The 24,528-nt window shown below is 75.1% G+C and carries 22 protein-coding genes; 6 read left to right on the forward strand and 16 right to left on the reverse strand.

The window, feature by feature from the left end; genetic code table 11:
• Positions 1–51: 51 nt before the first annotated feature.
• Positions 52–1,083 (forward strand): hypothetical protein, encoded by a 1,032-nt coding sequence (locus tag ACYVQV_RS02040; protein WP_461021591.1) that lies wholly within the window; start codon positions 52–54, stop codon positions 1,081–1,083.
• Positions 1,080–2,300, forward strand: coding sequence for a fumarylacetoacetase (fahA, locus tag ACYVQV_RS02045; RefSeq protein WP_461021592.1), 1,221 nt, complete (start codon positions 1,080–1,082; stop codon positions 2,298–2,300). The genes ACYVQV_RS02040 and fahA overlap by 4 nt, the downstream gene beginning before the upstream one ends.
• 91 nt (positions 2,301–2,391) lie before the next feature.
• Here fahA and ACYVQV_RS02050 read toward each other — a convergent pair whose 3' ends face one another.
• Genes ACYVQV_RS02050 through ACYVQV_RS02065 form a run of 4 tightly spaced genes read right to left on the reverse strand, consistent with a single transcriptional unit; the run spans position 2,392 to position 7,700 of the window.
• Entirely contained in the window at positions 2,392–3,177 is a 786-nt protein-coding gene (locus ACYVQV_RS02050) for an RDD family protein (protein ID WP_461021593.1), read from the reverse strand.
• 43 nt (positions 3,178–3,220) lie between these two features.
• Positions 3,221–4,639, reverse strand: coding sequence for a diaminopimelate decarboxylase (gene lysA / locus ACYVQV_RS02055; protein WP_461021594.1), 1,419 nt, complete (start codon positions 4,637–4,639; stop codon positions 3,221–3,223).
• Positions 4,639–6,288, reverse strand: coding sequence for an arginine--tRNA ligase (gene argS / locus ACYVQV_RS02060; RefSeq protein ID WP_461021595.1), 1,650 nt, complete (start codon positions 6,286–6,288; stop codon positions 4,639–4,641). Before argS ends, lysA begins: the two co-directional genes overlap by 1 nt.
• The gene (locus ACYVQV_RS02065) at positions 6,285–7,700 is read right to left on the reverse strand and encodes an MFS transporter (protein WP_461021596.1); all 1,416 of its coding nucleotides are present in this window, start codon (positions 7,698–7,700) and stop codon (positions 6,285–6,287) included. The genes argS and ACYVQV_RS02065 overlap by 4 nt, the downstream gene beginning before the upstream one ends.
• A 32-nt stretch (positions 7,701–7,732) precedes the next feature.
• Here ACYVQV_RS02065 and ACYVQV_RS02070 point away from each other — a divergent pair, with 32 nt between their 5' ends.
• Positions 7,733–8,464: a FadR/GntR family transcriptional regulator gene (locus ACYVQV_RS02070; RefSeq protein ID WP_461021597.1), complete on the forward strand. Its 732-nt coding sequence runs from the start codon at positions 7,733–7,735 to the stop codon at positions 8,462–8,464.
• A 13-nt stretch (positions 8,465–8,477) separates the two neighbouring features.
• Here ACYVQV_RS02070 and ACYVQV_RS02075 read toward each other — a convergent pair whose 3' ends face one another.
• The 9 genes from ACYVQV_RS02075 to ACYVQV_RS02115 form a co-directional block, all read right to left on the reverse strand.
• A complete protein-coding gene (locus tag ACYVQV_RS02075; RefSeq protein ID WP_461021598.1) occupies positions 8,478–8,888 on the reverse strand; it encodes a response regulator in 411 nt (136 codons plus the stop codon).
• Positions 8,889–8,949: 61 nt separating this feature from the next.
• On the reverse strand, positions 8,950–10,182 hold the full coding sequence (locus tag ACYVQV_RS02080; protein WP_461021599.1) for an acetyl-CoA C-acetyltransferase: 1,233 nt from the start codon (positions 10,180–10,182) through the stop codon (positions 8,950–8,952).
• A 46-nt stretch (positions 10,183–10,228) separates the two neighbouring features.
• The gene (locus ACYVQV_RS02085) at positions 10,229–11,476 is read right to left on the reverse strand and encodes an acyl-CoA dehydrogenase family protein (RefSeq protein WP_461021600.1); all 1,248 of its coding nucleotides are present in this window, start codon (positions 11,474–11,476) and stop codon (positions 10,229–10,231) included.
• Entirely contained in the window at positions 11,473–12,708 is a 1,236-nt protein-coding gene (locus ACYVQV_RS02090) for an acyl-CoA dehydrogenase family protein (protein ID WP_461021601.1), read from the reverse strand. The genes ACYVQV_RS02085 and ACYVQV_RS02090 overlap by 4 nt, the downstream gene beginning before the upstream one ends.
• 139 nt (positions 12,709–12,847) lie before the next feature.
• On the reverse strand, positions 12,848–14,140 hold the full coding sequence (locus ACYVQV_RS02095; RefSeq protein WP_461021602.1) for an ABC transporter substrate-binding protein: 1,293 nt from the start codon (positions 14,138–14,140) through the stop codon (positions 12,848–12,850).
• A gap of 91 nt (positions 14,141–14,231) precedes the next feature.
• Positions 14,232–15,356: a branched-chain amino acid ABC transporter permease gene (locus tag ACYVQV_RS02100; protein ID WP_461021603.1), complete on the reverse strand. Its 1,125-nt coding sequence runs from the start codon at positions 15,354–15,356 to the stop codon at positions 14,232–14,234.
• Positions 15,353–16,231, reverse strand: a complete 879-nt coding sequence (locus ACYVQV_RS02105; protein ID WP_461021604.1) for a branched-chain amino acid ABC transporter permease — start codon at positions 16,229–16,231, stop codon at positions 15,353–15,355. Before ACYVQV_RS02105 ends, ACYVQV_RS02100 begins: the two co-directional genes overlap by 4 nt.
• A 90-nt stretch (positions 16,232–16,321) precedes the next feature.
• Positions 16,322–17,083, reverse strand: coding sequence for an ABC transporter ATP-binding protein (locus ACYVQV_RS02110; RefSeq protein WP_461021605.1), 762 nt, complete (start codon positions 17,081–17,083; stop codon positions 16,322–16,324).
• Positions 17,080–17,943: an ABC transporter ATP-binding protein gene (locus ACYVQV_RS02115; RefSeq protein ID WP_461021606.1), complete on the reverse strand. Its 864-nt coding sequence runs from the start codon at positions 17,941–17,943 to the stop codon at positions 17,080–17,082. Before ACYVQV_RS02115 ends, ACYVQV_RS02110 begins: the two co-directional genes overlap by 4 nt.
• A 380-nt stretch (positions 17,944–18,323) precedes the next feature.
• Between ACYVQV_RS02115 and ACYVQV_RS02120 the strand changes: the two genes are divergently transcribed.
• Positions 18,324–19,172, forward strand: a complete 849-nt coding sequence (locus ACYVQV_RS02120) for an SDR family oxidoreductase (protein WP_461021607.1) — start codon at positions 18,324–18,326, stop codon at positions 19,170–19,172.
• A gap of 5 nt (positions 19,173–19,177) precedes the next feature.
• Entirely contained in the window at positions 19,178–19,804 is a 627-nt protein-coding gene (locus ACYVQV_RS02125; RefSeq protein ID WP_461021608.1) for a TetR/AcrR family transcriptional regulator, read from the forward strand.
• 44 nt (positions 19,805–19,848) lie between these two features.
• On the opposite strand, the gene ACYVQV_RS02130 is transcribed toward ACYVQV_RS02125, so the two are convergent.
• From ACYVQV_RS02130 to ACYVQV_RS02140, 3 genes are all read right to left on the reverse strand, one after another.
• On the reverse strand, positions 19,849–20,931 hold the full coding sequence (locus ACYVQV_RS02130) for an alcohol dehydrogenase catalytic domain-containing protein (RefSeq protein WP_461021609.1): 1,083 nt from the start codon (positions 20,929–20,931) through the stop codon (positions 19,849–19,851).
• Positions 20,928–22,346: an aldehyde dehydrogenase family protein gene (locus tag ACYVQV_RS02135; RefSeq protein WP_461021610.1), complete on the reverse strand. Its 1,419-nt coding sequence runs from the start codon at positions 22,344–22,346 to the stop codon at positions 20,928–20,930. Before ACYVQV_RS02135 ends, ACYVQV_RS02130 begins: the two co-directional genes overlap by 4 nt.
• Positions 22,347–22,422: 76 nt before the next feature.
• A complete protein-coding gene (locus ACYVQV_RS02140) occupies positions 22,423–23,088 on the reverse strand; it encodes a TetR/AcrR family transcriptional regulator (RefSeq protein WP_461021611.1) in 666 nt (221 codons plus the stop codon).
• Between the two features lie 215 nt (positions 23,089–23,303).
• Here ACYVQV_RS02140 and ACYVQV_RS02145 point away from each other — a divergent pair, with 215 nt between their 5' ends.
• Entirely contained in the window at positions 23,304–24,455 is a 1,152-nt protein-coding gene (locus tag ACYVQV_RS02145; protein ID WP_461021612.1) for an acyl-CoA dehydrogenase family protein, read from the forward strand.
• The last annotated feature ends 73 nt before the right edge of the window (positions 24,456–24,528 follow it).

The raw sequence follows: 24,528 nt of genomic DNA on the forward strand, positions 1-24,528 counted from the left end.
GACCGGACGCTCTTGTCTCGCTGACGGTACGTTCCGGCTAGAGTCCGCCACGTGTCAAGCCATCCCCTGCCCCCGGCTCACCCGCTGTGGCACGGGCTCGTGGACGACGCCGCCGTCTTCCCGCCCGGCCTGGCCCCGATCACCGACGCCGTACCCGCCCACCGGCGGCACCGCGCCGCCTGGTACTCGCCGGTCGTCGGGCCGCTGCTCGTCCCCGTCGCCGGGCTCGACGGCTTCCTCGCCGCCCTCGCGGGCGACGAGGCACCCGGGACGCTCGACGTCGCCCTCGTGGCCGACGCCACCGCCGACGACCCGGTCGGTGGCCTGCTCGCCGCGGTCGACCGGCTGCACGGCTCCGGCGCGGTCGTCCACGCGGTGGAGGTGCCGCTGCCCGGCACAGAGGGCCAGGCCGCCGCGGCGACCACGCTGGCCCGCCGGCTCGACGACCACCTGCCCGGCTCCGTCCTCGCCTGGGTCGAGGTGCTGCGCGAACCGGCGACCGGTGACGGTCCCGGCGGTGCGGGAGAGCGGGACGGGCGCACCGTGACCGGGGCCCTGACGGCCCTCGACGCGCTCGCCGCCGCACCCGGTCGCGTCCGGGCCAAGTTCCGCACCGGCGGCGTGCGCGCCGACCTGTTCCCCACCGCCGGCGAGCTCGCCGCCGTCCTGCACCACGCCCGGGGCCTCGAGCTGCCGCTGAAGCTGACCGCCGGCCTGCACCACGCGATCCGGCACACCGACCCCCGCACCGGGTTCGCCCACCACGGCTTCCTCAACGTCCTGCTCGCCACCGCCGCCGCGGTGCACGACGGTGACGTCGACGCCGTCGCCTTCCTCCTGCAGCAGGACGACCCCGAGCGCGTCACCGCAGCGGTGGCGCTGCTCGACGACCCGTGGGCGGTCGCGACGCGCCGGGTCCTGGCGTCGTTCGGCTGCTGCGGCGTCACCGACCCCGTCGACGACCTCGTCGCCCTGGGGCTGCTCGCCCGTCCGGGAGCCGCCACGGACGACGGAGACCGGGCAGCCGGGCCGACCCACCCCACCGACGCCACCAGCGACCACGACCCCGAGGAGAACCGGTGACCACGACGACGTGGGCCCCCGTGCCCGACGACTCGCCGTTCGGCGTCCAGACCCTGCCGTACGGGGTGTTCAGCCGGGACGGCCGGGCGGCCCGCGTCGGGGTCCGGGTGGGCGACCACGTCCTGGACGCCTCGGCGCTGGCGGCCGACGGCCCCGCCGCCGCGGCCGCCCTCGGGGCGCCGACGCTCGACGTCCACCTGGCCGCCGGCCCGCGCGCCTGGCACGAGGTGCGCGCCTGGCTGACCGACCTGCTGACCGACGAGCGCCACCGCGACGCGGTGACCCCGCACCTGCACCCGCTGGACGCCGTCCGCCTGCACATGCCGTTCACGGTCGGCGACTACGTCGACTTCTACTCCAGCGAGCACCACGCGACGAACGTCGGCCGGATGTTCCGGCCCGACGCCCCGCCGCTGCTGCCGAACTGGAAGCACCTGCCCGTCGGCTACCACGGGCGCGCCGGCACCGTCGTCCCGTCCGGCACCGACGTCGTGCGCCCCTGCGGGCAGCGCAAGGCCCCCGACGAGAGCGCCCCGACGTTCGGGCCGAGCCGCCGGCTGGACATCGAGGCCGAGGTCGGTTTCGTCGTGGGCGTCGGCAGCGAGCTGGGCACCCCGGTCCCCGCGTCGGCGCTCGAGGACCACGTGTTCGGAGTCGTGCTGGTCGACGACTGGTCGGCGCGCGACCTGCAGGCCTGGGAGTACGTGCCGCTCGGCCCGTTCCTCGGCAAGTCGTTCGCCACGTCCGTCTCGGCGTGGGTGACGCCTCTCGCGGCGCTGGAGCACGCCCGCGTCGCCCCGCCGCAGCGCACCCACGAGCTGCTGGGCTACCTCGCCGACGACCCCGACCGCCCGTGGGGCCTCGACCTGTCCCTCGAGGTCGACTGGAACGGCACCGTCGTCTCCCGGCCCCCCTTCGCGACGATGTACTGGACCGTCGCCCAGCAGCTGGCCCACCTCACGGTCAACGGAGCGAGCCTGCGCACCGGTGACCTGTTCGCGTCCGGCACCGTGTCGGGGCCGGAGCGCGAGCAGCGCGGGTCGTTCCTGGAGACCAGCTGGAACGGCACGGAGCAGGTCCGGCTGCAGGACGGCTCCTTGCGCACCTTCCTCGAGGACGGCGACACCGTAACCCTGCGCGCGACCGCACCCGGTCCCGACGGCACGCGGGTCGGGATCGCCGAGGTCGTCGGGACGGTGCGCCCGGCCCGCTGCTGACCCGCGCGCCCCTCCGGCCCCTCTCGTCGGCCCGCCCTCCCCGTGATCTTGCACTTCTCGCGCGCGAGGAGTGCAAGATCACCGGGAGGGGTTACTGCTTGCGCACGACCACCGTGCTCGCGGCCTTGTCGTGCAGGGTCTGGCGCCGGCCGTCGAACAGGCACCACACGCCGTCGAGGACCACCCAGATCCCGCACAGCGCCTGGGCGGGGTACTCCACGACCCACCGCAGGGACGCCGCTCCCCACGACGGGTTGCCCGGCCGGTCGAACGCCCGCACCCGCACGCCGAGCGCGAGCTGCCCGACGGTCGCCCCGACGAGCCGGATCATCAGGATCGCGTACACGGCCGAGACGACGATCGTGGTGACGAGCGACCACACCACGAAGCTCGTGTACGCGGGGTCGGTGGTCAGGAACAGCGGGTCGACCGGCTCGCCGGTCGCGACCGAGCGGTCGACCTCCTCGACGTACCGGTCGAACAGGTCGAACAGGTCCCCCCACAGCGGCGCGAGCAGGATCGACTGCAGGATGCCGATGAGGATCCCGTCGAGCAGCCAGGCGACGAGCCGGCGGCCCTGGTGCGCCAGCGGGACCCCGTCCGGGGTGTGCGTCGGCTTGGCCGCCGTCCCCGCGCCGTACTGCGCCGGCGCGGCCGGGTAGCCGCCGTACTGCTGGGGTGCCTGACTGTACCCCTGCTGACCGTACGGCTGCTGATGGCCGTACCCCGGCTGTCCGTACGGCTGCTGATGGCCCGCGCCCTGGTCCGCGCCGGGGTGCGGCCGCGTGTGCTCCGTCCACCGGGTGCCGTCCCACCACCGCACCTGGCCGCCACCGGGGGCGCCGGGGTCCTCGTACCAGCCCGCAGGAGTCGTCATGCGACGCATCCTGCCGTACAGCCACGCCCCCGGGGCAGCGCCCCTACGGGACGTCGAGCGCCAGCAGGTCGTCCTCGGTCTCCCGGCGGACGAGCACCCTCACCTCGCCGTCGCGGACGGCGAGCACGGGCGGCCGCGGGACGTGGTTGTAGTTGCTGGCCAGGCTCCGGCAGTACGCACCGGTGCCGGGGACGGCGACGAGGTCACCGGCCGCCACGTCGGACGGCAGGAACTCGTCCATGACGACGATGTCGCCGCTCTCGCAGTGCTTGCCGACGACCCGGGACAGCACCGGGCCGGCGTCCGAGCGGCGGGACGCGAGCGTGCAGGAGTACGACGCGTCGTACAGGGCGGTGCGGATGTTGTCGCTCATCCCGCCGTCCACGGCGACGTAGCGGCGCACTCCCCCGCCGTCCAGGACGACGTCCTTGACGGTGCCGACCTCGTAGAGCGTGAAGGTGCTCGGGCCGGCGATGGCGCGGCCGGGCTCGACCGAGATCCGGGGCACGTCGACCCCGAGGTCGGCGCACTCCTTGGTGACGATGTCCGCCATGCCCTCGGCGAGCTCCTCGGGGGGCATCGGGTCGTGCTGCGTCGTGTAGGCGATCCCGAAGCCGCCCCCGAGGTCGAGCTCGGGCAGGACGACCCCGTGGTCGCGGACGACCGCCGCGTGCAGGCCGAGCACGCGGCGGGCGGCGACCTCGAACCCGCCGACGTCGAAGATCTGCGACCCGATGTGCGAGTGCAGGCCGCGCAGCTCCAGCTCGGGCCGGGCGAGCACCCGGGCCACCGCGGCCTGCGCCTCGCCCTCCGACATGGACAGGCCGAACTTCTGGTCCTCGTGCGCGGTGGCGATGTAGGAGTGCGTGTGCGCCTCGACGCCGACGGTGACCCGCAGCAGCACGGGGGCGCGCACGCCGAGCCGCCCGGCCGTGTCGGCGAGCCGGTCGATCTCGGCGAGGCTGTCGATGACGACGCGGGCGATGCCGGCGTGCAGGGCGCGCTCGTGCTCGGCGTCCGACTTGTTGTTGCCGTGCAGGCCGATCCGCTCCACCGGGACGCCGGCGCGCAGCGCGACGGCCAGCTCGGTGCCGGTGCACGTGTCGAGGCTCAGGCCCTCCTCGGTGACCCACCTGGCCACCTGCGTGCACAGGAACGCCTTGCCCGCGTAGTAGACGTCGGCACCGCCGCACGCGTCCGCGAACGCCCGGTCGAACGACGTGGCGAACGCCCGGGCCCTGGCGCGGAAGTCCTCCTCGTCGACGACGTACGCGGGTGTGCCGTGCTGCCGGGCGACCTCGCGTACGTCGAGGCCCGCGACCGTCAGCGCGCCGTCGGCGCCGCGGTCGACGCCCCGCGCCCACAGGTGCGGCACGAGGGCGTTCGGGTCGGCGGGCACCGCCAGCCAGGACGGCGCGCCGTACCCCTCCGCGTGCAGGGCGCCCGCCTCGTGCGCGCGCACTACATCCGCTCCGGGGCGCTGACGCCGAGCAGGTCCAGCCCGTTGGCCAGGACCGTGCGGGTGGCCTCGTTGAGCCACAGCCGGGTCCGGTGGGTGTCGGTGACGTCCTCGTCGGCCATCGGGCTGACCCGGCACTCGTCGTACCACTTGTGGAACGCGGCGGCGAGCGCCTCGAGGTGCCGGGCGACGCGGTGCGGCTCGCGCAGCTCGGCGGCCTGGGCGACGACGCGCGGGTACTCGCCGATCGCGGCGAGCAGCGCCGTCTCCGTGGGGTGGTCCAGCAGGGCGGGGTCGAAGCCGTCCTCGGTGCGCACGCCGAGGTCGCGGGCGTTGCGCCCGACGCCGCAGGTGCGCGCGTGCGCGTACTGGACGTAGAACACCGGGTTCTCGTTGCTGCGCTTGGCGAGCAGGTCGAGGTCGATGTCGATGTTCGAGTCCGACGACGACCGCACCAGCGCGTACCGGCCGGCGTCCACCCCGACGGCGTCGACGAGGTCCTCCATCGTGACGATCGTCCCGGCCCGCTTGCTCATCCGCAGCGGTGCGCCGTCCTTGAGCAGGTTGACCATCTGCCCGATGAGGATCTCCAGGTTGGTGCCCGGGGTGTCACCGAACGCGGCGCACATCGCCATCATCCGCTGGACGTACCCGTGGTGGTCGGCGCCGAGCATGATGATCGCCCGGTCGAAGCCGCGCTCGCGCTTGTCGAGGTAGTAGGCGAGGTCACCGGAGATGTAGGCGGGCACCCCGTCGGACTTGATGACGACCCGGTCCTTGTCGTCGCCGAAGTCGGTGGTGCGCAGCCACACGGCACCGTCGGCCTCGTAGACCGCCCCCAGCTCGCGCAGCCGCTCGACGGCGCGCTCCACGGCCCCGGACTCGTGCAGGTCGTTCTCGTGGAAGTACACGTCGAAGTCGACGCCGAAGTCGTGCAGCGCCTGCTTGATCTCGCCGAACATCAGGTCGACGCCCTCGCGGCGGAAGACCTCCTGCGGGTCGTCCTGCTGCAGGGCGTCCGGCACCCTTGCGAGCACCTGCTGGGCGATCTCGTCGATGTATGCGCCGCCGTAGCCGTCCTCCGGCGTCGGCTCGCCCTGCGCGCGGGCGAGCAGGGAGCGGGCGAACCGGTCGATCTGGGCGCCGTGGTCGTTGAAGTAGTACTCGCGGGTGACGTCAGCGCCGGTGGCCTGCAGGACCCGGGCGAGCGAGTCGCCGACGGCGGCCCAGCGCACCCCGCCCATGTGGATCGGGCCGGTGGGGTTGGCCGAGACGAACTCGAGGTTGACCTTCTGGCCGGCGTTCGTCGTCCCCCGCCCGAACGCGCGACCGGACTCCACCACGGTCCGGGCGAGCTCGCCGGCGGCCGCGGCGTCCAGGGTGATGTTGAGGAAGCCGGGGCCGGCGACGTCCACGGCCTTCACGCCGGGGACGGCGGCCAGCCGGTCGGCGAGCAGCTGCGCGAGCTCGCGCGGCGGGACGCCCGCCTTCTTCGCCAGCTGCATCGCCACGTTGGTGGCCCAGTCGCCGTGCTCGCGGCTGCGGGGGCGCTCGACGCGCACCTCGGCGGGGACCTCGAGGGTGACGGCGCCCTCGGCCACGGCGGCGGCCAGGACGTCGCGGACGGCGGTGGACAGCTCGGCGGGGGTCACCCCCGCGATTCTAGGGCGGGCGCCGGCGCCGCCGAGCACGCGTCCAGGGCGTGGCCGCCGAGGCCGCCGTCCGGGTCGTCCAGGTCGTCGTCCGGGTCGTCGTCCGGGTCGTCCGGGTCGTCGCGGTGGTCGTCGAGGTCGTCCTCGATGCACCGGGGGCGGCAGACGACCGCGCCGCCGACGACCTGGACGGCCAGCGTCACCGCGAGGAAGGCGAACGCCGCGCCCCACCCGCCGGTCGACTCCCGCAGCGCGGCGACGACGAGCGGTCCGGTGCCGGCGACGAGGTACCCGACGCCCTGCGAGAAACCGGACAGGGCCGCGGACCCCTCGGGCGTGCGCGAGCGCAGGTTCACCAGGGCCAGGGAGAGCGGGAACGCCGACGGCCCCAGCCCGGCGGCCACCACCCACAGCGCGGTGGCCGTCGTGGGCGCCAGGGCCAGCCCGGTGTACCCCACGGCGTAGGCGACCAGCGCCGCGAGGACGACGGGGAAGGGGTTGCGCACCCGCGCCGCCACCCACGGGACCAGCAGCGCGACCGGCATCCCCACCGCGGCGAACAGCGACAGCATCGTCCCGGCCGCCAGGTCGCTCAGGCCGGCGTCGGTGAGCACCTTCGGCAGCCAGGCGAACATCGCGTACGTGTTGAGGGAGGTCATGCCCAGCAGGGCGGCCAGCCCCCAGGCGACCGGGCTGCGCAGCACCGTCGCCAGGGGCAGGTGCGCCGCGGGCAGCGCCGGCTCCGCGTCGGGGGCGGGTCGCGCCGCGCGCACCGCGCGCCGGTCGCGAGCGGCGACCACGACCCACGGGACGGCGGCGGCCGCGGACACCAGCGCCCACTGGCCCACGGACGTCCGCCACCCGGCGGCGTCGGCCACCGGGACCGCCAGCAGCGGCGGCAGCGCGGTGCACAGGGCGAGCAGCAGCACGTAGAGGCCGGTGACGGCCCCGATCCGGTCGGGGAACCAGCGCTTGACCAGCGGGGGCAGCACGACGTTGCCGGCGCCCATCCCGCCGAGCGCGACGAGCGAGGCGGCGAGGAACCAGGTGGTGTCCGGTGCCGCCGCGCGCAGCAGCTGGCCGCCGCCGGCGAGCACCATCGCGAGCACCGCCGTGCGCTCCAGGCCGACCCGCCGGGCGACCCACGGCGTGAGCGCACCGAAGACGGCGAACGCGAACGGCGGCAGGGTGCCGAGCAGGCCCGCCGCGGCCGTCGACGTGCCCAGCTCCGCGGACACCCGGTCCAGCACGGGCGACACCGCCGTGACGGCCGTGCGCAGGTTGAGCGCCACCAGGACGATCCCGCCCAGGACCAGCAGACGCGGGCGCCACGGTGAGGCAGTCTGGGGAGGTGCCGACGCGCGTCCTGCGCCGTCCCGGGGTCCCGGGCGGCCGGGAGCGCGTATGGTCACCGCAGCATCGTAACCAAACATGGGATGACTAGATGAGCGCTGAGACCACCGTCACCGACTCGTGCGGCGCGCCGGCGGGTCGTCAGGCCGCCCCGCCACCCGGCCGGCGAGCGGGTCTCATCGACCGGGTGATCGAGCAGCTGCGCTCCCAGGTGCTCTCCGGTACCTGGCCCGTCGGCTCGCGCATCCCCACCGAGCCCGAGCTGGTCGAGCTCACCGGCACGGGCCGCAACACCGTCCGGGAGGCCGTGCAGGCCCTCGTCCACGCCGGTCTGCTGGAGCGCCGACAGGGGTCCGGCACCTACGTGGTGGCGGACAGCGAGCTCGCCGTCGCCGTGGGCCGGCGGGTCGCCGACGCCCGGCACCGCGACGTGCTGGAGGTCCGCCGCACGCTGGAGGTCGGCGCGGCGTGGCTCGCGGCGACCCGGCGCACCGACGAGGACTGCCGGCGGCTGGAGTCGCTGCTCGCGCTGCGCAGCGAGAGGCGCGTCGCCGGCGACACCGACGGCATGGTGCAGGCCGACGTCGAGCTGCACCTGGCGATCGCCGAGGCCGGCCGCAACGCGGTCCTGGTCGACCTGTACCGGGACCTGCTCGGCGCGATCAGCGAGAACGTCAGCTTCAACATCACCCACATCTCCCCGCTGGACGACGACGACCACGTCGAGCTGGTCCGCGCCATCGTGGCCGGGGACGCCGACCGCGCAGCGGCCGAGGCGGCGCGGTTCCTCGACGAGATGCTGGAGAGCGCCTCCTCGGAGTGACCCTCCCGACGGGTCAGCCGGGGCGGCCGCCGACGAGCGAGCGGACGAGGTCCACGACGTCCAGCGGCTCGAACGGCTTGGCCACGAACACGTCGACGCCGCGGTCGTGGGCGCGGGCCCGGTGGTGGGCCTGCACCGACGCGGTGATCATGACGACCGGCAGGTCGGCCAGCGCCGGGTCGCGCCGGATCCGCTCGACCGTCGACCAGCCGTCCACCGGCTCCATCACCGCGTCGAGGGTCACGACCTGCGGGCGGCGGGCGCCGGGGTCGCGCAGCCGGGCCAGGCAGGCACCGCCGTCCTCGGCCTCCTCGACGTCGAACCCCTCGAGCTCGAGGTTCAACCGCAGCAGCAGCCGGATCTGGGACGTGTCGTCGACGACGAGCACGAGCGGGCGCCCCGTCCGTCCCGCCGGCTGGTCCACGGCGCCAGCGTAGGGCGCCCCACCGCTCGGGTGGGGCGCCCTGCGCGAGGGTCGGCGCAGCTCAGCCCAGGCGCTGGACCACCATCGCCATCCCCTGGCCACCTCCGACGCACATGGTCTCCAGCCCGATCTCCTTGTCGTGCCAGCGCAGCGAGTGCAGCAGGGTGTTGGTGATCCGCGCGCCCGTCATCCCGAACGGGTGACCGACGGCGATCGCGCCGCCGTTGACGTTCAGGCGGTCCCAGTCGACCCCGAGCTCGGCGGCACTGGGCACCACCTGGGCGGCGAAGGCCTCGTTGATCTCCACCAGGTCCACGTCGTCGATCGTCATCCCCGCCCGGGCGAGCGCCTGGCGCGAGGCCTCCACCGGTCCGAGGCCCATGATCTCGGGGGACAGCCCGCTCAGGCCCGTCGAGACGATGCGTGCCAGCGGGGTGAGGCCCAGCTCGGCGGCCCGGGTCGACGACATGACGACGAGGGCGGCGGCGCCGTCGTTGAGGGGGCAGCAGTTGCCGGCGGTGACGGTGCCGTCCGGGCGGAAGACGGGCTGCAGCTGCTGGACGGCCTCCAGGGACACCCCGGACCGCGGCCCGTCGTCCGAGGCCACGACGGTCCCGTCGGGCAGGGTGAACGGGGTGATCTCGCTGTCCCAGAAGCCGTTCGCGAGGGCCTTCTCGGCGAGGTTCTGCGAGCGGACGGCGAACTCGTCCTGCACCTGCCGGCTGACGCCCTTGAGCTGGGCCACGTTCTCCGCCGTCTGGCCCATCGTCAGGTAGACGTCGGGCAGGTCGCCGGCGTCGCGCGGGTCGGTCCACGGCTCGGCGCCGCCGGCGGCGCGCCGCTCGGTGCGGGCCACCGCCTCGGCGAACACGGGGTTCTGGGTGTCCGGGAGGTTGTCGCTGCGGCCGTACGGGTAGGACGAGACGCTCTCGACCCCGGCGGAGACGTACACGTCGCCCTCGCCGGCGCGGATGGCGTGGAAGGCCATCCGGGTGGTCTGCAGGGACGACGAGCAGTAGCGGTTCACGGTGGTGCCGGGGACCTGGTCGAGACCGAGCAGGGTGGCGACGACCCGGCCGACGTTGTAGCCCTGCCGGCCGGTGGGCTGACCGCAGCCGAGCACCAGGTCCTCGACTTCCGCGGGGTCGAGCCCGGGCACCTGGTCGAGGGCGGCGCGGACGGCGGCGACGGCGAGGTCGTCGGGACGCACGTCCTTCAGCGACCCCTTGCCGGCACGGCCGATGGGCGTGCGGGCCGAGGCGACGATGACGGCGTCGGGGGGCGTGGTGGTCACGGGGGTCCTCTCGGGTCGGTGCAGGGCGGGTTCGGGGCGCGGTGGGTCAGGGCGCCGGCGGGAGGTCGACGAGGGACGCCAGCCGGCGGCGGTGGTGCTCGGGGGTGCCGTAGGTCAGGGCGGCGGCGGTCGCCCGCTTGAGGTACAGGTGCGCGGGGTGCTCCCAGGTGAAGCCGATCCCGCCGTGCAGCTGCACGCACTCCTCAGCGGCACGCAGGGCCAGCGGCGCGCAGCCGGCCTGGGCCAGGGACGCCGCGACCGCCGCGTCGGGTGAGCCGGCCGCCACGCGGTCCGCCGCGTACCGGGCGACCGCCCGGCCCTGCGTGACCTCGGTCCACAGGTCGGCGAGGCGGTGCCGCAGCGCCTGGAACGTGCCGAGGGGCCGGCCGAACTGGTAGCGGGTGGACAGGTACGCGCGGGTCTCCTCCAGGCACCACTCCGCGACCCCCAGCTGCTCGGAGGCCAGGAGGGCCGCCCCGGCGGTCAGGCCCGCCGTGACGGCGTCCGTCGCACCGGCACCGTCGGTCAGCAGCGTCCCCGCCGCGCCGTCGAGCCGGACGTCGGCGACGGGCCGGGTCGGGTCGAGGGACGGGACGGCCACGACGGCGACGCCGTCCGCGACCTCGACCGCGAGCAGGCCACCGGCGGTGGGCACGAGGAGCACCTGCGCGCCCAGCGCGTCCGGCACCGTCGGCACGGTCCCGGACACGCGGGCCCGTCCCGTCCGCGGCGCGTCGGGGCCGTCGCCGCCGGGCTCGCTCACGCGCACGTCGGCCACGGGTCCCGGTGCACCGGGCAACCCCGGCCCCGTGCCGGCCGGGAGCCCCAGGGCCACGACGGTCCCGTCGGCGAGCCGGCGCAGCAGGTCGTCGCGAGCGGCGCCGGCCGGCAGGGCCGTCAGGACGGCGGCGGCCACGACGGACGAGCCGAGGTACGGCACGGGCGCGACGCGGCGCCCGAGCTCCTCGAGCACGACGGCGGCCTCGCGCGCCCCGGCCCCCGCGCCGCCGACCGTCTCGGGGACGGTGAGCCCGGCCAGCCCCAGGCGGACGGCGAGCGCGTCCCACAGGGCGGCGTCGGCGACGGCTGCGGGGTCACGGTCCGACCTGGCGGTCGTGACCGCCGCGAGCACCTGCTGCCAGTCGCACCGGGCCGCGAGCAGGTCGCGGACGCTGGCGCGCAGGTCCTCCTCGACGTCGGAGTAGAGCAGGTCGACGTCGGCCAGGTCACCCGCCGGGCGGGGCGCGGTGCGGTCGCCGGCAGGGCCCGTCGGGGGTCGGGTGGTGAGGGTCATCGGGGCAGCTCCTGCCAGGGGAGGCGGGTGTCGTCGCGGGGTTCGGCGGGCAGCGCGAGGACGCGGTCGGCGACGATGCCGCGCAGCACCTCCGACGTGCCCCCCTCGATGGAGTTGCCCTTCGCGCGCAGGTACCGCTGGACGGGGGCGCGCTCGAGCAGGTGGGCGGTGCCGGTCCCGGCGAGGCCGTCGTCGGGGTCGCGCAGCCCCTCGTGGCCGAGGACCTGCAGCTCGAGCCGCGTGGCCTGCTGGGCCAGCGCGGCGTAGCCGAGCTTGACGGCGGAGCCCTCGGGACCGGGCTGGCCGGAGGCGAGCTGCTGACGCAACCGGGCGGCCGTCAGCCGGCCCGCCTCGGCCCGCACCCACAGCCGCAGCAGCTCGTCGTGGTGGCCGTGGCTGCGCAGCTCGGGGCGCTGCCGCCACAGGCGGGTGAGGTTGCCGATCGGCCCGCCCTCGCGGGGCTCGCTGGCGCCGCCGATGGTCACCCGCTCGTTCATCAGGGTGGTGCGGGCGACGGCCCACCCCTCCCCCACGCCCCCCAGCCGCAGGGAGTCGGGCAGGCGCACCCCGTCCAGGTGCACCTCGTTGAACTCGGCCTCGCCGGTCAGCTGGCGCAGCGGCCGGACCGTCACGCCGGGGTGGGTCATGTCGCAGACGAAGTAGGTCAGCCCGCGGTGCTTGGGGACGGTCGGGTCGGTGCGGGCCAGCAGGATCGCCCACCGCGCCTCGTGCGCCATCGACGTCCAGACCTTCTGGCCGGTGACGACCCAGTCGGCGCCGGGGCCGTCACCCCGGTCGGTGCCGCCGCGCACGGCGCGGGTCGCCAGGCCGGCCAGGTCGGACCCGGCACCCGGTTCGCTGAACAGCTGGCACCACACCTCCTCGCCGGTCCACAGCGGCCGCAGGAAGCGCCGCCGCTGCTCATCGGTGCCGTGGGCGAGCAGCGTCGGCGCGGCCATGCCCAGGCCGATGCCGATCCGGCGCGGCTCGTTGTCCGGGGCGCCGGCCGCTTCCAGCTCGACCTCCACGACCTCCTGCAGGGCGCGCGGGGCGCCGAGCCCACCGAGGCCGACGGGGTAGTGCACCCACGCCAGCCCGGCGTCGAAACGCGCTCTCAGGAAGGCGGTGCGCTCGTCGCCGTCGTGCTCGTCGAGCAGCCGGCGGACACGCTGCCTGACGTCGTGGGCGGTCACGGGCGTGCTCGCGGACGCGCTGGCGGGTGGGGTGGTCACGGTGCCTCCGGGCTCGTTCGACCGTGCGGTCGTGCGGTTCGTCCGTCGTGGCCTGGCGGCCCACCGGGTGCGCCGGCTCGGGTGCGCACCCGGTGGGCCGTGACGTCGGCGGAGCGGGCGCCGCCGACGTCACGGTGGGTCACTCCGTGGGGATGAGGTCGCCCGGCTCGGGCCGCTCCTGCGTGTACTCCTCGACGGGGGCGTCGCCGTCGTCGGTGACGTAGGCCGGGCCGAAGTAGGCCTGCGCGCCGCCCTCGACCCGCCAGAGCCGCTGACCCGAGTACCCGGAGTGGTCGTCCGCCGACCAGCGCACCGGCACCAGGCCGGGGCCGGGGAAGTCGCCCTCCTCGAGCACCTCGACGAGCCGCTCGCGGGTCAGGTCCTCGCCGGCGCGCTGCAGCGCCTGGACGAAGTTGTAGCCGACGGACATGCCGTAGACGACGTTGCCGTCGAACTCCGCGCCGCCGTTGTACTCCTCGTTGATCTCCATGAACTTCGCGGTCCACGGGTCGGAGGGGTCCGACGGGTGCGGCAGGTAGAACATGCCGACCATGCCCTCGAGCAGCGGCGCCGCGTCGCCGAGCGTGCCGCTCAGGGTGGTGTAGTCGCCGCCGACGCTGGAGACCATCCACTGCGGCTGGAAGCCGAGGCGTGCCGCGGTGCCGATGGTCAGGGCCGTGAACCCGGGCACCGTGGCCAGCATGACGACCTCGCAGCCGCTGGCCTTGAGGCTGTTCACCTGCGGGGCGACGTCCTGGTTGGTGACGGTGTAGCGCTGCTTGTCGGCCAGGCCGTCGGCGCCGAGGACCGCCTCCAGCCCGACCTCGAAGTCCTCACCGAAGTCGTCGTCCTGCCCGAGCGAGCAGATGGTCCGGCCCGCGTGGGCCTCCTGGGCGTACGTGGCCAGGATCTTGGACTCGACCACGTAGTCGGTGTTGTAGCCGAACGTGTACGGGTACGTCGAGGGGTCGTTCCACGCGCGGCTGCCGGACGCGACGAACAGGTCGGGCACCTCGTTGCTGTTGACGAAGTCCAGCACGCCGGTGTGCGTGGGGGTCCCCAGGCCGTTGAGGAGCGCGAAGACCTCCTCCTGCAGGACGAGCTCGCGCACCACCTGCTGCGTGGTGGCCGGGTTGTACTGGTCGTCCTTGACCTCGTAGCGGATCTGCCGGCCGTGGACGCCGCCGTTGTCGTTGACGTAGTCGAAGTACGCCTTCGTCGCCGGGGCGATCTTGGAGTAGCCGGCGGACGCCGGGCCGGTGAGCGGCATGTGGGTGCCGACGACGACCTCGGTGTCGGTGACGCCGGGGACGGGCCCCGAGGCGGAGTCGCCTCCGGTGCCCTCCTGGCCGTCGCCGCACGCGGCGAGCGCCAGGACGAGTGCGGCGCTGGTGGCGAGCACCGTGCCGCGCCTCCACGCGGTGAGCTGCATGGTCAGCCTGCCTTCCTTGGGGTGGTGTGCCGGTGGACGCGGCCGCGGGGTGCGGGTCGGTCCGGGAGGGGGTCTGGGTGGTGGGTGCGGCTCAGCCGCGCGCCGCCCGGCGCAGGTGCCGCGTCCGCAGACGGTGGCGCCAGCGCTCGAGGGTCCCGACGAGGCCGCTGGGGGCCACGAGCATCACGACGACGAGCGTCACGCCGAGGACCGCGAGCGAGAGGTTGCCGTCCAGCCGTTGCGCGGTCTCGGGGCCGACCTGCAGCGAGTGCCCGAGCGTCGAGGCCAGGTCCGGCAGCGCGACGAGGAGGACCGCGCCCACGACGGCCCCGGCGAGGCGGCCGATCCCGCCGATGACGACGGCCATGAGCAGGAACAGCGACAGGATCATCGAGAACGCGCCCGGTGCCACGCTCTGCGTCTGGAAGGCGAAGAGCCCTCCTCCCGCTCCGGCGGCGGCGGCGCTGACGGCGAACGCGGTCGTCTTGGTGCGCGGGACGTCGATCCCGGCCAGGCGGGCGCCCACCTCGTCGTCCCGGACGGCGCGCATGGACCGGCCGAAGCGCCCGCGCGCGGCGTTGGCCAGGAGCACGACGACGGTGAGCGCGACGGCCCAGCTGACGAGCACCTGCCACTGCTCGAAGCGGAGCCGGCCGGCCAGCGCGTCGGGCAGCGGGTCGACGACCATGAACAGCCCCTGGTCGCCGCCGAGGACGTCGCGGAACGTCGTCGCGACGGAGGGGACGACGACTGCGACGGCCAGGGTGGCGCCGGCGAGGTACGGCCCGCTGAGCCGCGTGGAGGCCCGTCCGACGAGGAACCCGACGACCGTGGCGGCGAGCACCGCGGCGAGCAGCGCCACCGGCAGCCGCCACCCGGCGAGCAGGTCCCGCTCCGCGAGCTCGTTCGAGGTCAGGACGGCGGCGTAGGCGCCGACGGCCATCAGGGCGCCGTGGCCGAGGGAGAGCTGACCGGACAGCCCGGTCAGGAAGGTCAGCCCGGCCGCCGCGCACAGGTAGCCTGCGACGGTCGCGAGCTGGAAGTTGCGGTACGGGGCCAGCGTCTCGCTGAGCACCAGGACCACCACGGCACCGACGGCCGCCACGAGCAGGTGGCGGACCAGCGGCAGCGACGCCAGTCGCCGCAGGGCGCCGTCCGCCGCGCGGGGTGGGGCGGGGGCCGGCCGCGTGGCGGGGGCCTGCTGGGTCACGGTCATACCTGCCTCGCAGCGACGGGGGAGAACAGACCTCCGGGACGCACGAGCAGCACGGCCAGGAGCAGGACCAGGACGGCCATCGGAGCCACCGAGCTGCCGACGTACCCGTTGACGTAGGCGGTGAGGAGCCCGACGGCCAACCCGCCGACGACCGCGCCGGGCAGGCTCTCCAGCCCACCGACGACCGCTGCCGTGAAGGCCGAGACGAACACCAGGTCCATCGAGTGCGGGTTGAGACCGAGCTCGGTGGGCACCACCAGGACCGCTGCGAGCGCGCCGACGGCGGAGGCGAGCACCCAGCCGAGGGTGAGCATCGCCCGTACGTCGACGCCGAGCAGCCGGGAGACCTCCGGCGAGAACGCGGCGGCCCTCATCCGCAGCCCCAGCGGTGTCCGGGTCAGCAACCAGCCCAGGACGGCGACGAGCAGGACCACGGACCCGACGACGTACCAGGTGTACGGGGAGGGCAGGGCGACCGAGCCCACCTGCACCGCGGTGTCGCTGACGGGCTTGGGGTAGGGCCGGTAGTCGTTGCCGAAGAGCATCCCGGTGACCGCCTGCAGCACGAGCACGAGCCCGAGGGCCACGATGACGTCGTTGAGGGGGTTCTCGTGGCTGACGAAGCGCATCAGGCCGCGTTCGACGACCAGGCCGATGACGGCGCCGGACAGGAGCGCCGCCGCCAGCCCGAGCCAGTAGGAGCCGGTGGCCGTGGTGACGCTCCAGGCCACGTAGGCGGCGGCGACGGCCATCGCGCCCTGGGCGAAGTTGATGACCCGGGCGGCGCGCCAGATGATGACCAGGGCGATCGCGAACGCCGCGTACACCGCGCCGCGCGACAGCCCCTGGAACGTCAGGGACAGGAAGACGTCCACGGGTGCACCCCTCCTCTCGGTGGTCTCGGTGGTCTCGGTGGTCTCGGTGGTCTGCGTGGTCTCGGTGCTTCGGCGCTCCGGTGGTGCGGGTCAGAAGCCCAGGTAGGCGTGCCGCAGCTGCTCGTCCTCGCGCAGCCGGCCCGCGTCGGTGCTGATGACCACGCGACCGAGGTTGAGGACGACGCCGTGGTCGGCGACCGAGACCGCGCTGCGGACGTTCTGCTCGACCAGCAGCACGGTCAGCCCGGTGCTCCGCCGCAGCTCGCGCAGCAGCGCCATGATCTGCGCGGTGATCCGCGGCGCCAGGCCGAGGGAGGGCTCGTCGAGCAGCATCAGCGACGGTCGCGCCATCAGCGCCCGGCCGATCGCGAGCATCTGGCGCTCACCGCCGGACAGCGAGTGCCCGAGCTGGTCGCGGCGGCGGGCGAGCGGCTCGAACCGGCCGTACACCTCCGCGAGGTCGCGGCGCAGCCCGGCGCGGTCGCCGCGCCACAGGCCGCCCAGCCGGAGGTTCTCGTCCACGGTCAGCTCGGCGACGACGGACCGTCCCTCGGGCACGTGCACGATCCCCCGGCGCACCATGTGCTCGACCCGGGTGCCCGCGAGGTCCTCCCCGCGGTAGCGGACGGTGCCCGCCGAGGCTGGGAGCAGACCGGTCAGGACCCGCAGCAGGGTGGTCTTGCCGGCGCCGTTGGCCCCCAGGACGGCGGTGATGGTGCCCTCGGGGACGGCCAGGTCGACGCCCTGCAGGACGGGGACGGGCCCGTAGCCGGCGCCCAGGCCGCGGACGTCCAGCAGCGGCGTGGTGGTCTCGCCTCGGTCCTCCGGGCGGGTGGCGGCGACGGTGCTCACGCGGTGACCTCCTGGGCGGTGGCGTCCGGCGCGGTGGAGTCCTGCGCGGTGGCGTCCGGCGCGTCGTCGTCGTCGACGTCCGCTCCGAGGTACGCGCGGGTGACGGCCGGGTCCTCGCGGACGACGTCCGGCGGCCCGGCGGCGATGACGCGGCCGAACTCCAGGACGACGACGTGGTCGCAGACGTCGAGGACCATGTCGACGTGGTGCTCGACGAGCACCACGGAGCAGGCGCGCTCGCGGGGCAGGCTGCGGATGAGAGCGGCGAGGTCCTCGATGTCCTCGTGGCCGAGACCCCCGGCGGGTTCGTCGAGGAGCAGCAGGCGGGGGCGGGCGACCAGCGCCCTGGCCAGCGCCACCTTCTTGCGCACGGCGTAGGGCAGCGTCTCGGGGTAGGCGGCGGCGACGTCGGCGACACCGAGCTGGTCGAGGGCGGCCACGGCCTCGGCGCGCAGCCGGCGCTCCTCGGCCGCGCTCACCGGCCCACCGAGGACGCCCGGCACGACGGAGCGGCGGGCGGTGTGCGTGGCGCCGGTGACCACGTTGTCCAGCGCGGTCATCCCGCGGAAGAGCCCCAGGCCCTGCAGCGTGCGGGCGACGCCGAGACCCGCGAGGCGGTCCGGCCGCGGGCGCCAGGGCCGTCCGTGCAGGGACAGCGACCCGCGGGTGGGCTTGGTGAAGCCGCACATGACGTTGAACAGGGTGGTCTTGCCGGCACCGTTCGGGCCGATGACCCCGACGACCTGACCGTCGCCGACCTCGGCGCTGACGGAGTCCAGGGCGGTCAGCCCGCCGAAGACGACGGTGACGTCCCGCAGGGACAGCACCGGTGGCGCGGCGTGCGACGTGTCTGCCCGCATCCTGACCTCGTCTCGTGGCTGGTGACCGCAACGGCCCTCAGTGTTTCTGCACCCGGACTGTATCTTTCAGGAGGCGACGGTCAAGGCCCTGTGACCTAAACGTTGCGAGAGCGAACGCACCGTCGGGCGGCGATCACGCTGCGCCAGCGGATGTTTCATCGAGTCGCCCTCCCACGTGGCGGCCCGGGCCGACCATCCGAGCCGACGTCCCGTCGTGGCAGCGCACCTGTTCTTTCTGCATGCCTTCTGTATCTTTCTTGGCACGCATCCCCGCGACGAGAGGCAGGCCCATGACCCCGTCAGAACCACCGCGGCAGCCGGATGACGACGTCGCCCCTCCCCGGGACCCCCTGACCGGCACCTCCCTGTCAGGTGCGGCGGTGGTCGTCACCGGGGGCGGGAGCGGCATCGGCGCCGAGCTGGCGCGGGCCTGCGCGGCCGCCGGGGCCCACGTCGTCGTCAACGACGTGGACCCGGGCTCGGCCCGGGCCGTCGCCGACGAGGTGGGCGGCACCGCGGCGCCGGGGGACGTGACGGACCCCCAGCTCGTCACCCGGCTCGTCGACGGCACCTGGGCCGGGCACGGGCGGCTCGACGTCTTCTTCGCCAACGCGGGCGTGGCGCCGCCCGGCTCGGTCGACGCCCCCGCCGAGGTCTGGCGGACCGCCTGGGACGTCAACGTCATGTCCCACGTCGTCGCCGCCCAGGCCCTGCTGCCGCGGTGGCTGGAGGCCGGACGCGGGCACCTGGTCACGACGGTGTCCGCGGCCGGGCTCCTGACGCTGCTCGGCAAGGCCGCCTACGCCGTCACGAAGCACGCGGCGCTGGCGTTCTCGGAGTGGCTGCGCGCCACGTACGCCCACCGCGGGGTGGTCGTCCAGGCCGTGTGCCCGCAGGGCGTGCTGACGCCGATGCTGGCCTCCGCCGACGGCACCAGCTCGGCGCTGCTGACAACCGGCGCGCTGAGCCCGCAGGAGGTCGCCCGGGCGACCCTCGACGCGCTGCCGTCCGGCCGCTTCCTGGTGCTGCCGCACCCGGAGGTGTCCCGGTGGTACGCGACCAGGGCCGCGGACCCGGACCGGTGGCTGGCGGGCATGAACCGCCTCCAGCAGGAGGTGGAGGGCCGCCGAGCGGGGAGCCGGTTCGCGGACGGCCCGAACGCGGACGGCTCCGACGCGGACGGCCAGGCGGGTCCGGGCGACGTGGTGGCGCCCGCCCCGGCAGGGTGACGACAATGGCGACCGTGCCCGACGCCGCCACTCCCCCCGCCCGTGTCGACGGCCGGACGGCGCGTGCCGAGCGCACGCGCCAGGCCGTCCTCGACGCCCACGCCCGGCTCATCGCCGAGGGCGACCTGCGCCCGACCGGGGAGCGCATCGCCGAACGCGCCGGGGTGTCCCTGCGCGCGCTGTGGACGCACTTCAAGGACATGGAGGCCCTCTTCGAGGCCAGCGGGGCCGCCGTCCTCGCCCGGCAGGACGAGGAGCACGCGCCGGTCCCCACCGACCTGCCGCTGGCCGAGCGGGTCGACCGGTTCTGCACCCAGCGGGCCCGCCTGCTGGAGCTCGTCGGCCCCTCGGCGCGGGCCTCGCGCGTCCGCGAGCCCTTCTCCCCCGCCCTCAGGCGCTACCGGGGCGTTCACCTGCAGCGCGTGCGCGACGAGCTCACCACCCTGTTCGCCGCGGAGCTCGGACCGCAGCGACCGCAGCGCGAGCAGGTCGTGCACGCGCTGACCGCCAGCTGCACGTTCAGCAGCTGGGCGGTCCTGCGCGACGACCTCGGCCTGGACGTCGAGGAGGCGCGCGGCGTGATGGCGCGCACCGTCACGGCACTGCTCGTCGCCGCGATCAGCTCGGGCTGAGCGCTCGTCGGCCGCGCGGTCGGCCGAGCCGGCCGGCCACGCGGTCAGCCGAGCAGGACGACGGAGCGCGCGCCCTCGCCGCGCCTCATCCGCTCGAAGGCCTCCGCGACGCCGTCCAGGGCGATCTCGTGGCTGACGAGCGGGTGCAGGTCGATCCGGCCGGCCAGGACCGCGTCCGCCAGCCTCGGGACGCCCAGCTCGGTGTCCGTCGACCCGTAGACGCTGGACGACAGCGTGCGCGCCGTGTGGAACACCTCGAGCGCGCTCAGCTGGACCACGTCGTCCTTCGACCCCATCCCGACGACGGTCACCCGGCCGCCCCGCCGCACCGACCGCCAGGCCGCGCGGATCGTGGCGGCACGTCCGACGCACTCGAGGGCGTGGTCGGCGCCGCGGCCACCGGTCAGGGCACGGACCTGCCTGGTGAGGTCGTCCCCGGCGACGAGGAAGTGGGTCGCGCCGGCAGCGAGCGCGGTCCCGCGCTTGGCCTCGCTGACGTCCACCGCGATGACGGCCCCGGCGCCCTCGGCCGCGGCGGCCCCGACCACCGACAGCCCGACGCCGCCCAGCCCGATCACGAGGACGGACTCGCCGTGGCGCACGCGCGCCTGCTCGGTGACCGCCCCGTAGCCGGTCAGGACGGCGCAGCCGAGCAGGGCCGCGTCGCGGAACGCGAGCCCGTCCGGCACGCGGATCACCGCGTCCTGACCGACGACGACCTCCTCGGCGAGCGCGCCGAGACCGAGCGCCACCCGCAGCGGCTCGCCGCCGGACGTCCTGCCGCCCGGGGCGGTGGGCGCCCCGCTGCGCTCGCACAGCCACGGCTCGCCGTGCTCGCAGAACCAGCAGGCCCGGCAGGCCGGTGCCCAGTCGAGGACGACGTGGTCGCCGACCTCCACCCGGTCGACCCCCTCACCGGTCTCGACCACCTCGCCCGCGGCCTCGTGGCCCAGCACGAGCGGGAACTGGGCCGCGACGGTGCCGTTGACGAGGGACAGGTCGGAGTGGCAGACGCCAGCGGCGCGGATCCGCACCCGCACGAGACCCGGGCCCACGGCGGGCAGCTCGACGTCCTCCACGCCCACCGGCTCGCCGACGCCGCGGCACACCACCGCCCGCACGCTCATCGCTGGATCGCCTTCGTCTCGAGGAACTCGAGCAGCCCGTGCCGGCCGAGCTCGCGGCCGATGCCGGACTTCTTGTACCCGCCGAACGGCGCGAGCGGGTTGAACGCGGCACCGTTGACGTCGACCGCCCCCGTCCGCATCCGCCGCGCGACCGCGACGGCGCGGTCGGCGTCCGCCGACCACACCCCGCCGGCCAGCCCGTACTCGGAGTTGTTGGCGATCTCGACGGCGTGGTCGTCGTCGTCGAACGGGATGACGGACAGGACCGGCCCGAAGACCTCCTCCTGCGCCAGGGTGCTGTCGGGGTCGACGTCGGCCAGGACGGTGGGGGCGACGAACCACCCCGTCGAGGGCACGGGGACGTCGAGGCCCCCGGCGACGAGCCGCGCCCCGTCGGACAGGCCCTTGGCGACGTACCCGCGGACGCTCTCGCGCGCCGACGAGGTCGCGAGCGGCCCGGTGCGGGTCGCGGGGTCGAACGGGTCACCCACGGTGTGCGCCTGCGCCGCGGCCCGGGCGATGCCCAGGGCGTCCTCGTACCGGCTGCGGTGCACGAGCATCCGCGTCCAGGCCGTGCAGGTCTGGCCGGAGTTGAGGAAGGCGTTGCCCACCCCGGTGCGGACGGCGCGCTCGAGGTCGGCGTCCTCGAGGACGACGTTGGCCGACTTGCCGCCGAGCTCCAGGGAGACCCGGGCGATGCGGTCGGCCGCCACGGCGCCGATGCGGCGGCCGACCTCGGTGGAGCCGGTGAAGGAGACCATGTCGACGTCGGGGTGGGCGGCCAGGGCCTCGCCCACGCTGGACCCGGGTCCGGTCACGAGGTTCACCGCACCCGCGGGCAGGCCGGCCTCGTGCACGGCGTCGAACAGGACGTAGGCGACGAGCGGGGTGATGGCGGCCGGCTTGAGCACCACGGTGCACCCGGCGGCCAGGGCGGCCGCGACCTTCGCGACGACCTGGTGCAGCGGGTAGTTCCAGGGGGTGATCGCGCCGACGACCCCCACCGGCTCGTGCACCACGAGCGAGTGGCCGATCTCCTCGGTGGGCCACGGCTCGGCCGCGAGCCGCGCGTAGCTGCCGAGGACGGCGAGGGGTAGCCCCGCCTGGACCTTCTGCGAGACCTTGGTGGGTGTGCCCAGCTCGAGGGTGACGGTCCGCGCGACCTCGTCGGCGCGGGCGGTCAGGCACTCGTGCAGCCGGCCGAGGTGGGCGGCGCGCTCGGCGGGCTCGAGCGCGGCCCACGCGGGCTGGGCCCGCCGGGCTACCTGGACGGCGCGGTCGACGTCGGCGGCGTCCCCTCGCGGGACCGTCCCCAGGACCTCCTCGGTGGTGGGGTTCTCGACCTCGATGGTGCCGGCACCGATCGGGTCGACCCACGCTCCGTCGCAGTACAGGACCTCGCGCGTGTGCTCCACGGAGCGCTCCTCCCGGACCGGGGCAGCGGCGCACCGGTGCGCGCCAGGAAACTACCGCCGTAAGTTTCGCGGGACTCTACAGCGCCTCGTCCTGCGACGACAGGGGGTCCAGCGGTCCGACGTTCGCGGCGTACCAGGCCTCCAGCCCGGTGACCAGCGCCCGCAGCCCGAGGTCGAAGGCCGCCTCGTCCACGCTGGCGCCGCGCTGGGCGAGCAGGTGCGCCTGCGACAGGTGGGGGTACTCCTGGGCGTACAGGCCGGGGTCACCGAGGAAGCCGCGGGCGAACGAGCCGACCGAGGAGCCGACCACGAAGAAGCGCATCAGCGCGCCGACGTGCGTCGCGCGCGCGGGCGGCCACCCGGCGTCGACGAGACCGCCGAAGACGGCGTCGGCCATCGCCAGGCCCTCGGGGCGGCGTCCGGGCCCGGAGGCCAGCAGCGGCGCGGCGTTGGGGTGCGCGGCGAGCGCGTCGCGGTACGAGCGGCCCCACAGCCGCAGCGCCACCCGCCAGTCGTGCCGCCCGAAGAAGGAGGTGTCGACCTTGGCCGAGATGGCGTCGGCGACCGCGTCCAGGATCTCGTCCTTCGTCGCGAAGTGGTTGTACAGCGAGGGGCCGCGCACCCCCAGCTCGGCCGCCAGCCGCCGGGTGGACAGCGCGGCCAGCCCCTCGGCGTCGACCAGCGCGGTGGCGGCAGTGACGATCCGCTCGCGGCTCAGCAACGGCGTGCGCGGGCGCACCATTCGTCCTCCACCTGTGACCACGGGTCCGACCGGCCCGCGCGCACGGGACGGGCGAGCCGGCGTGCCCGGTCGCGACGCGGGAGCGAGGCGCCACTCTCCCACAGCCGCCCGACCCCGCCGGCGCACTCGGGACCCTGGACGAACGTAAACTTGCACCGCTAGTTTGCTGGCAGCCGGCACGCCCCGCCCGCTGCCTCCCCCGACCTGGAGGGCCCGTGGACCTCAGCCTGACCCCCGAGCAGCACGCCGTGCGCCGTCTCGCCGCCGACTTCGTCGACCGGGAGGTGGTCCCCCACCGCGCCGCGTGGGACCGCGCCGAGTCCGTCGACCTCGGCGTCGTCAAACAGCTCGGTGACCTCGGCCTCCTCGGCCTGACCGTGCCCGAGGCCGACGGCGGGTCCGGGGGTGACCACCTGACCTACTGCCTCGTCCTGGAGGAGCTCGGCCGTGGTGACTCCTCGGTGCGCGGCATCGTGTCGGTCTCCCTGGGTCTGGTCGCCAAGTCCGTCGCCGCGCACGGGACGCCGGAGCAGAAGGAGCGCTGGCTGCCGGGGTTGTGCTCCGGCCAGTCGCTCGGCTGCTTCGCGCTGACCGAGCCCGGCACCGGCTCGGACGCCGCTCACCTGACCACGAGGGCGCGCCGGGACGGTCGCGACTGGGTCCTGGACGGGGCCAAGGTCTTCATCACCAACGGCACGTGGGCGGACGTCGCGCTCGTCTTCGCACGGACCGGCGGCGACGGCGCGCGCGGCGTCACCGCCTTCCTCGTCCCGACCGACACCCCCGGCTTCGAGCGCACCGAGATCCACGGCAAGCTCGGCCTGCGCGGCCAGGCCACCGCGGCGCTCACCCTGGACGGCGTCCGCGTGCCCGCCTCCGCGGTCCTCGGCGAGGAGGGCGAGGGCTTCCGCATCGCCATGAGCACCCTCGACAAGGGCCGGATGTCGGTGGCCGCGGGCTGCGTCGGCATCATCCAGGGCTGCCTGGACGCCGCCCTCGCCTACGCCGGTGAGCGCCAGCAGTTCGGCCGGCCGATCGCCGGCTTCCAGCTGGTCCAGCAGCTGCTGGCCCAGGTCGCGGTCGATGCCGAGTCGGCCCGGCTGCTCACGTGGCGCGTCGCCGACCTCGTCGACCGCGGCGAGCCGTTCGGGACGGCGGCGTCGATGGCCAAGTGGTTCGCCAGCGAGGCCGCCGTCCGGGCCGCCAACGACGCCCTGCAGGTCTTCGGCGGCTACGGCTACGTCGACGAGTACCCCGTCGGCAAGTACCTGCGCGACGCCCGGGTGATGACCCTGTACGAGGGCACCAGCCAGCTGCAGCAGCTGCTCATCGGCCGCGCGCTCACCGGCGTCAACGCCTTCGTCTGACGCTCCCCCAGCGACCCACCACCCCATCACCCACCGCGTCACCCACCACCACGTCACGCACCACCACCGGAAG

The organism is Thalassiella azotivora (genome assembly GCF_054781695.1).

Coding starts and splice junctions, on each gene's coding strand:
- ACYVQV_RS02050 (WP_461021593.1), bottom strand. CDS start 3,177: ATGACGACTCCTGCGGGCTGGTACGAGGACCCCGGCGCCCCCGGTGGC.
- ACYVQV_RS02070 (WP_461021597.1), top strand. CDS start 7,733: ATGAGCGCTGAGACCACCGTCACCGACTCGTGCGGCGCGCCGGCGGGT.
- ACYVQV_RS02085 (WP_461021600.1), bottom strand. CDS start 11,476: ATGACCCTCACCACCCGACCCCCGACGGGCCCTGCCGGCGACCGCACC.
- ACYVQV_RS02095 (WP_461021602.1), bottom strand. CDS start 14,140: ATGCAGCTCACCGCGTGGAGGCGCGGCACGGTGCTCGCCACCAGCGCC.
- ACYVQV_RS02100 (WP_461021603.1), bottom strand. CDS start 15,356: ATGACCGTGACCCAGCAGGCCCCCGCCACGCGGCCGGCCCCCGCCCCA.
- ACYVQV_RS02115 (WP_461021606.1), bottom strand. CDS start 17,943: ATGCGGGCAGACACGTCGCACGCCGCGCCACCGGTGCTGTCCCTGCGG.
- ACYVQV_RS02125 (WP_461021608.1), top strand. CDS start 19,178: ATGGCGACCGTGCCCGACGCCGCCACTCCCCCCGCCCGTGTCGACGGC.
- ACYVQV_RS02130 (WP_461021609.1), bottom strand. CDS start 20,931: ATGAGCGTGCGGGCGGTGGTGTGCCGCGGCGTCGGCGAGCCGGTGGGC.
- ACYVQV_RS02140 (WP_461021611.1), bottom strand. CDS start 23,088: ATGGTGCGCCCGCGCACGCCGTTGCTGAGCCGCGAGCGGATCGTCACT.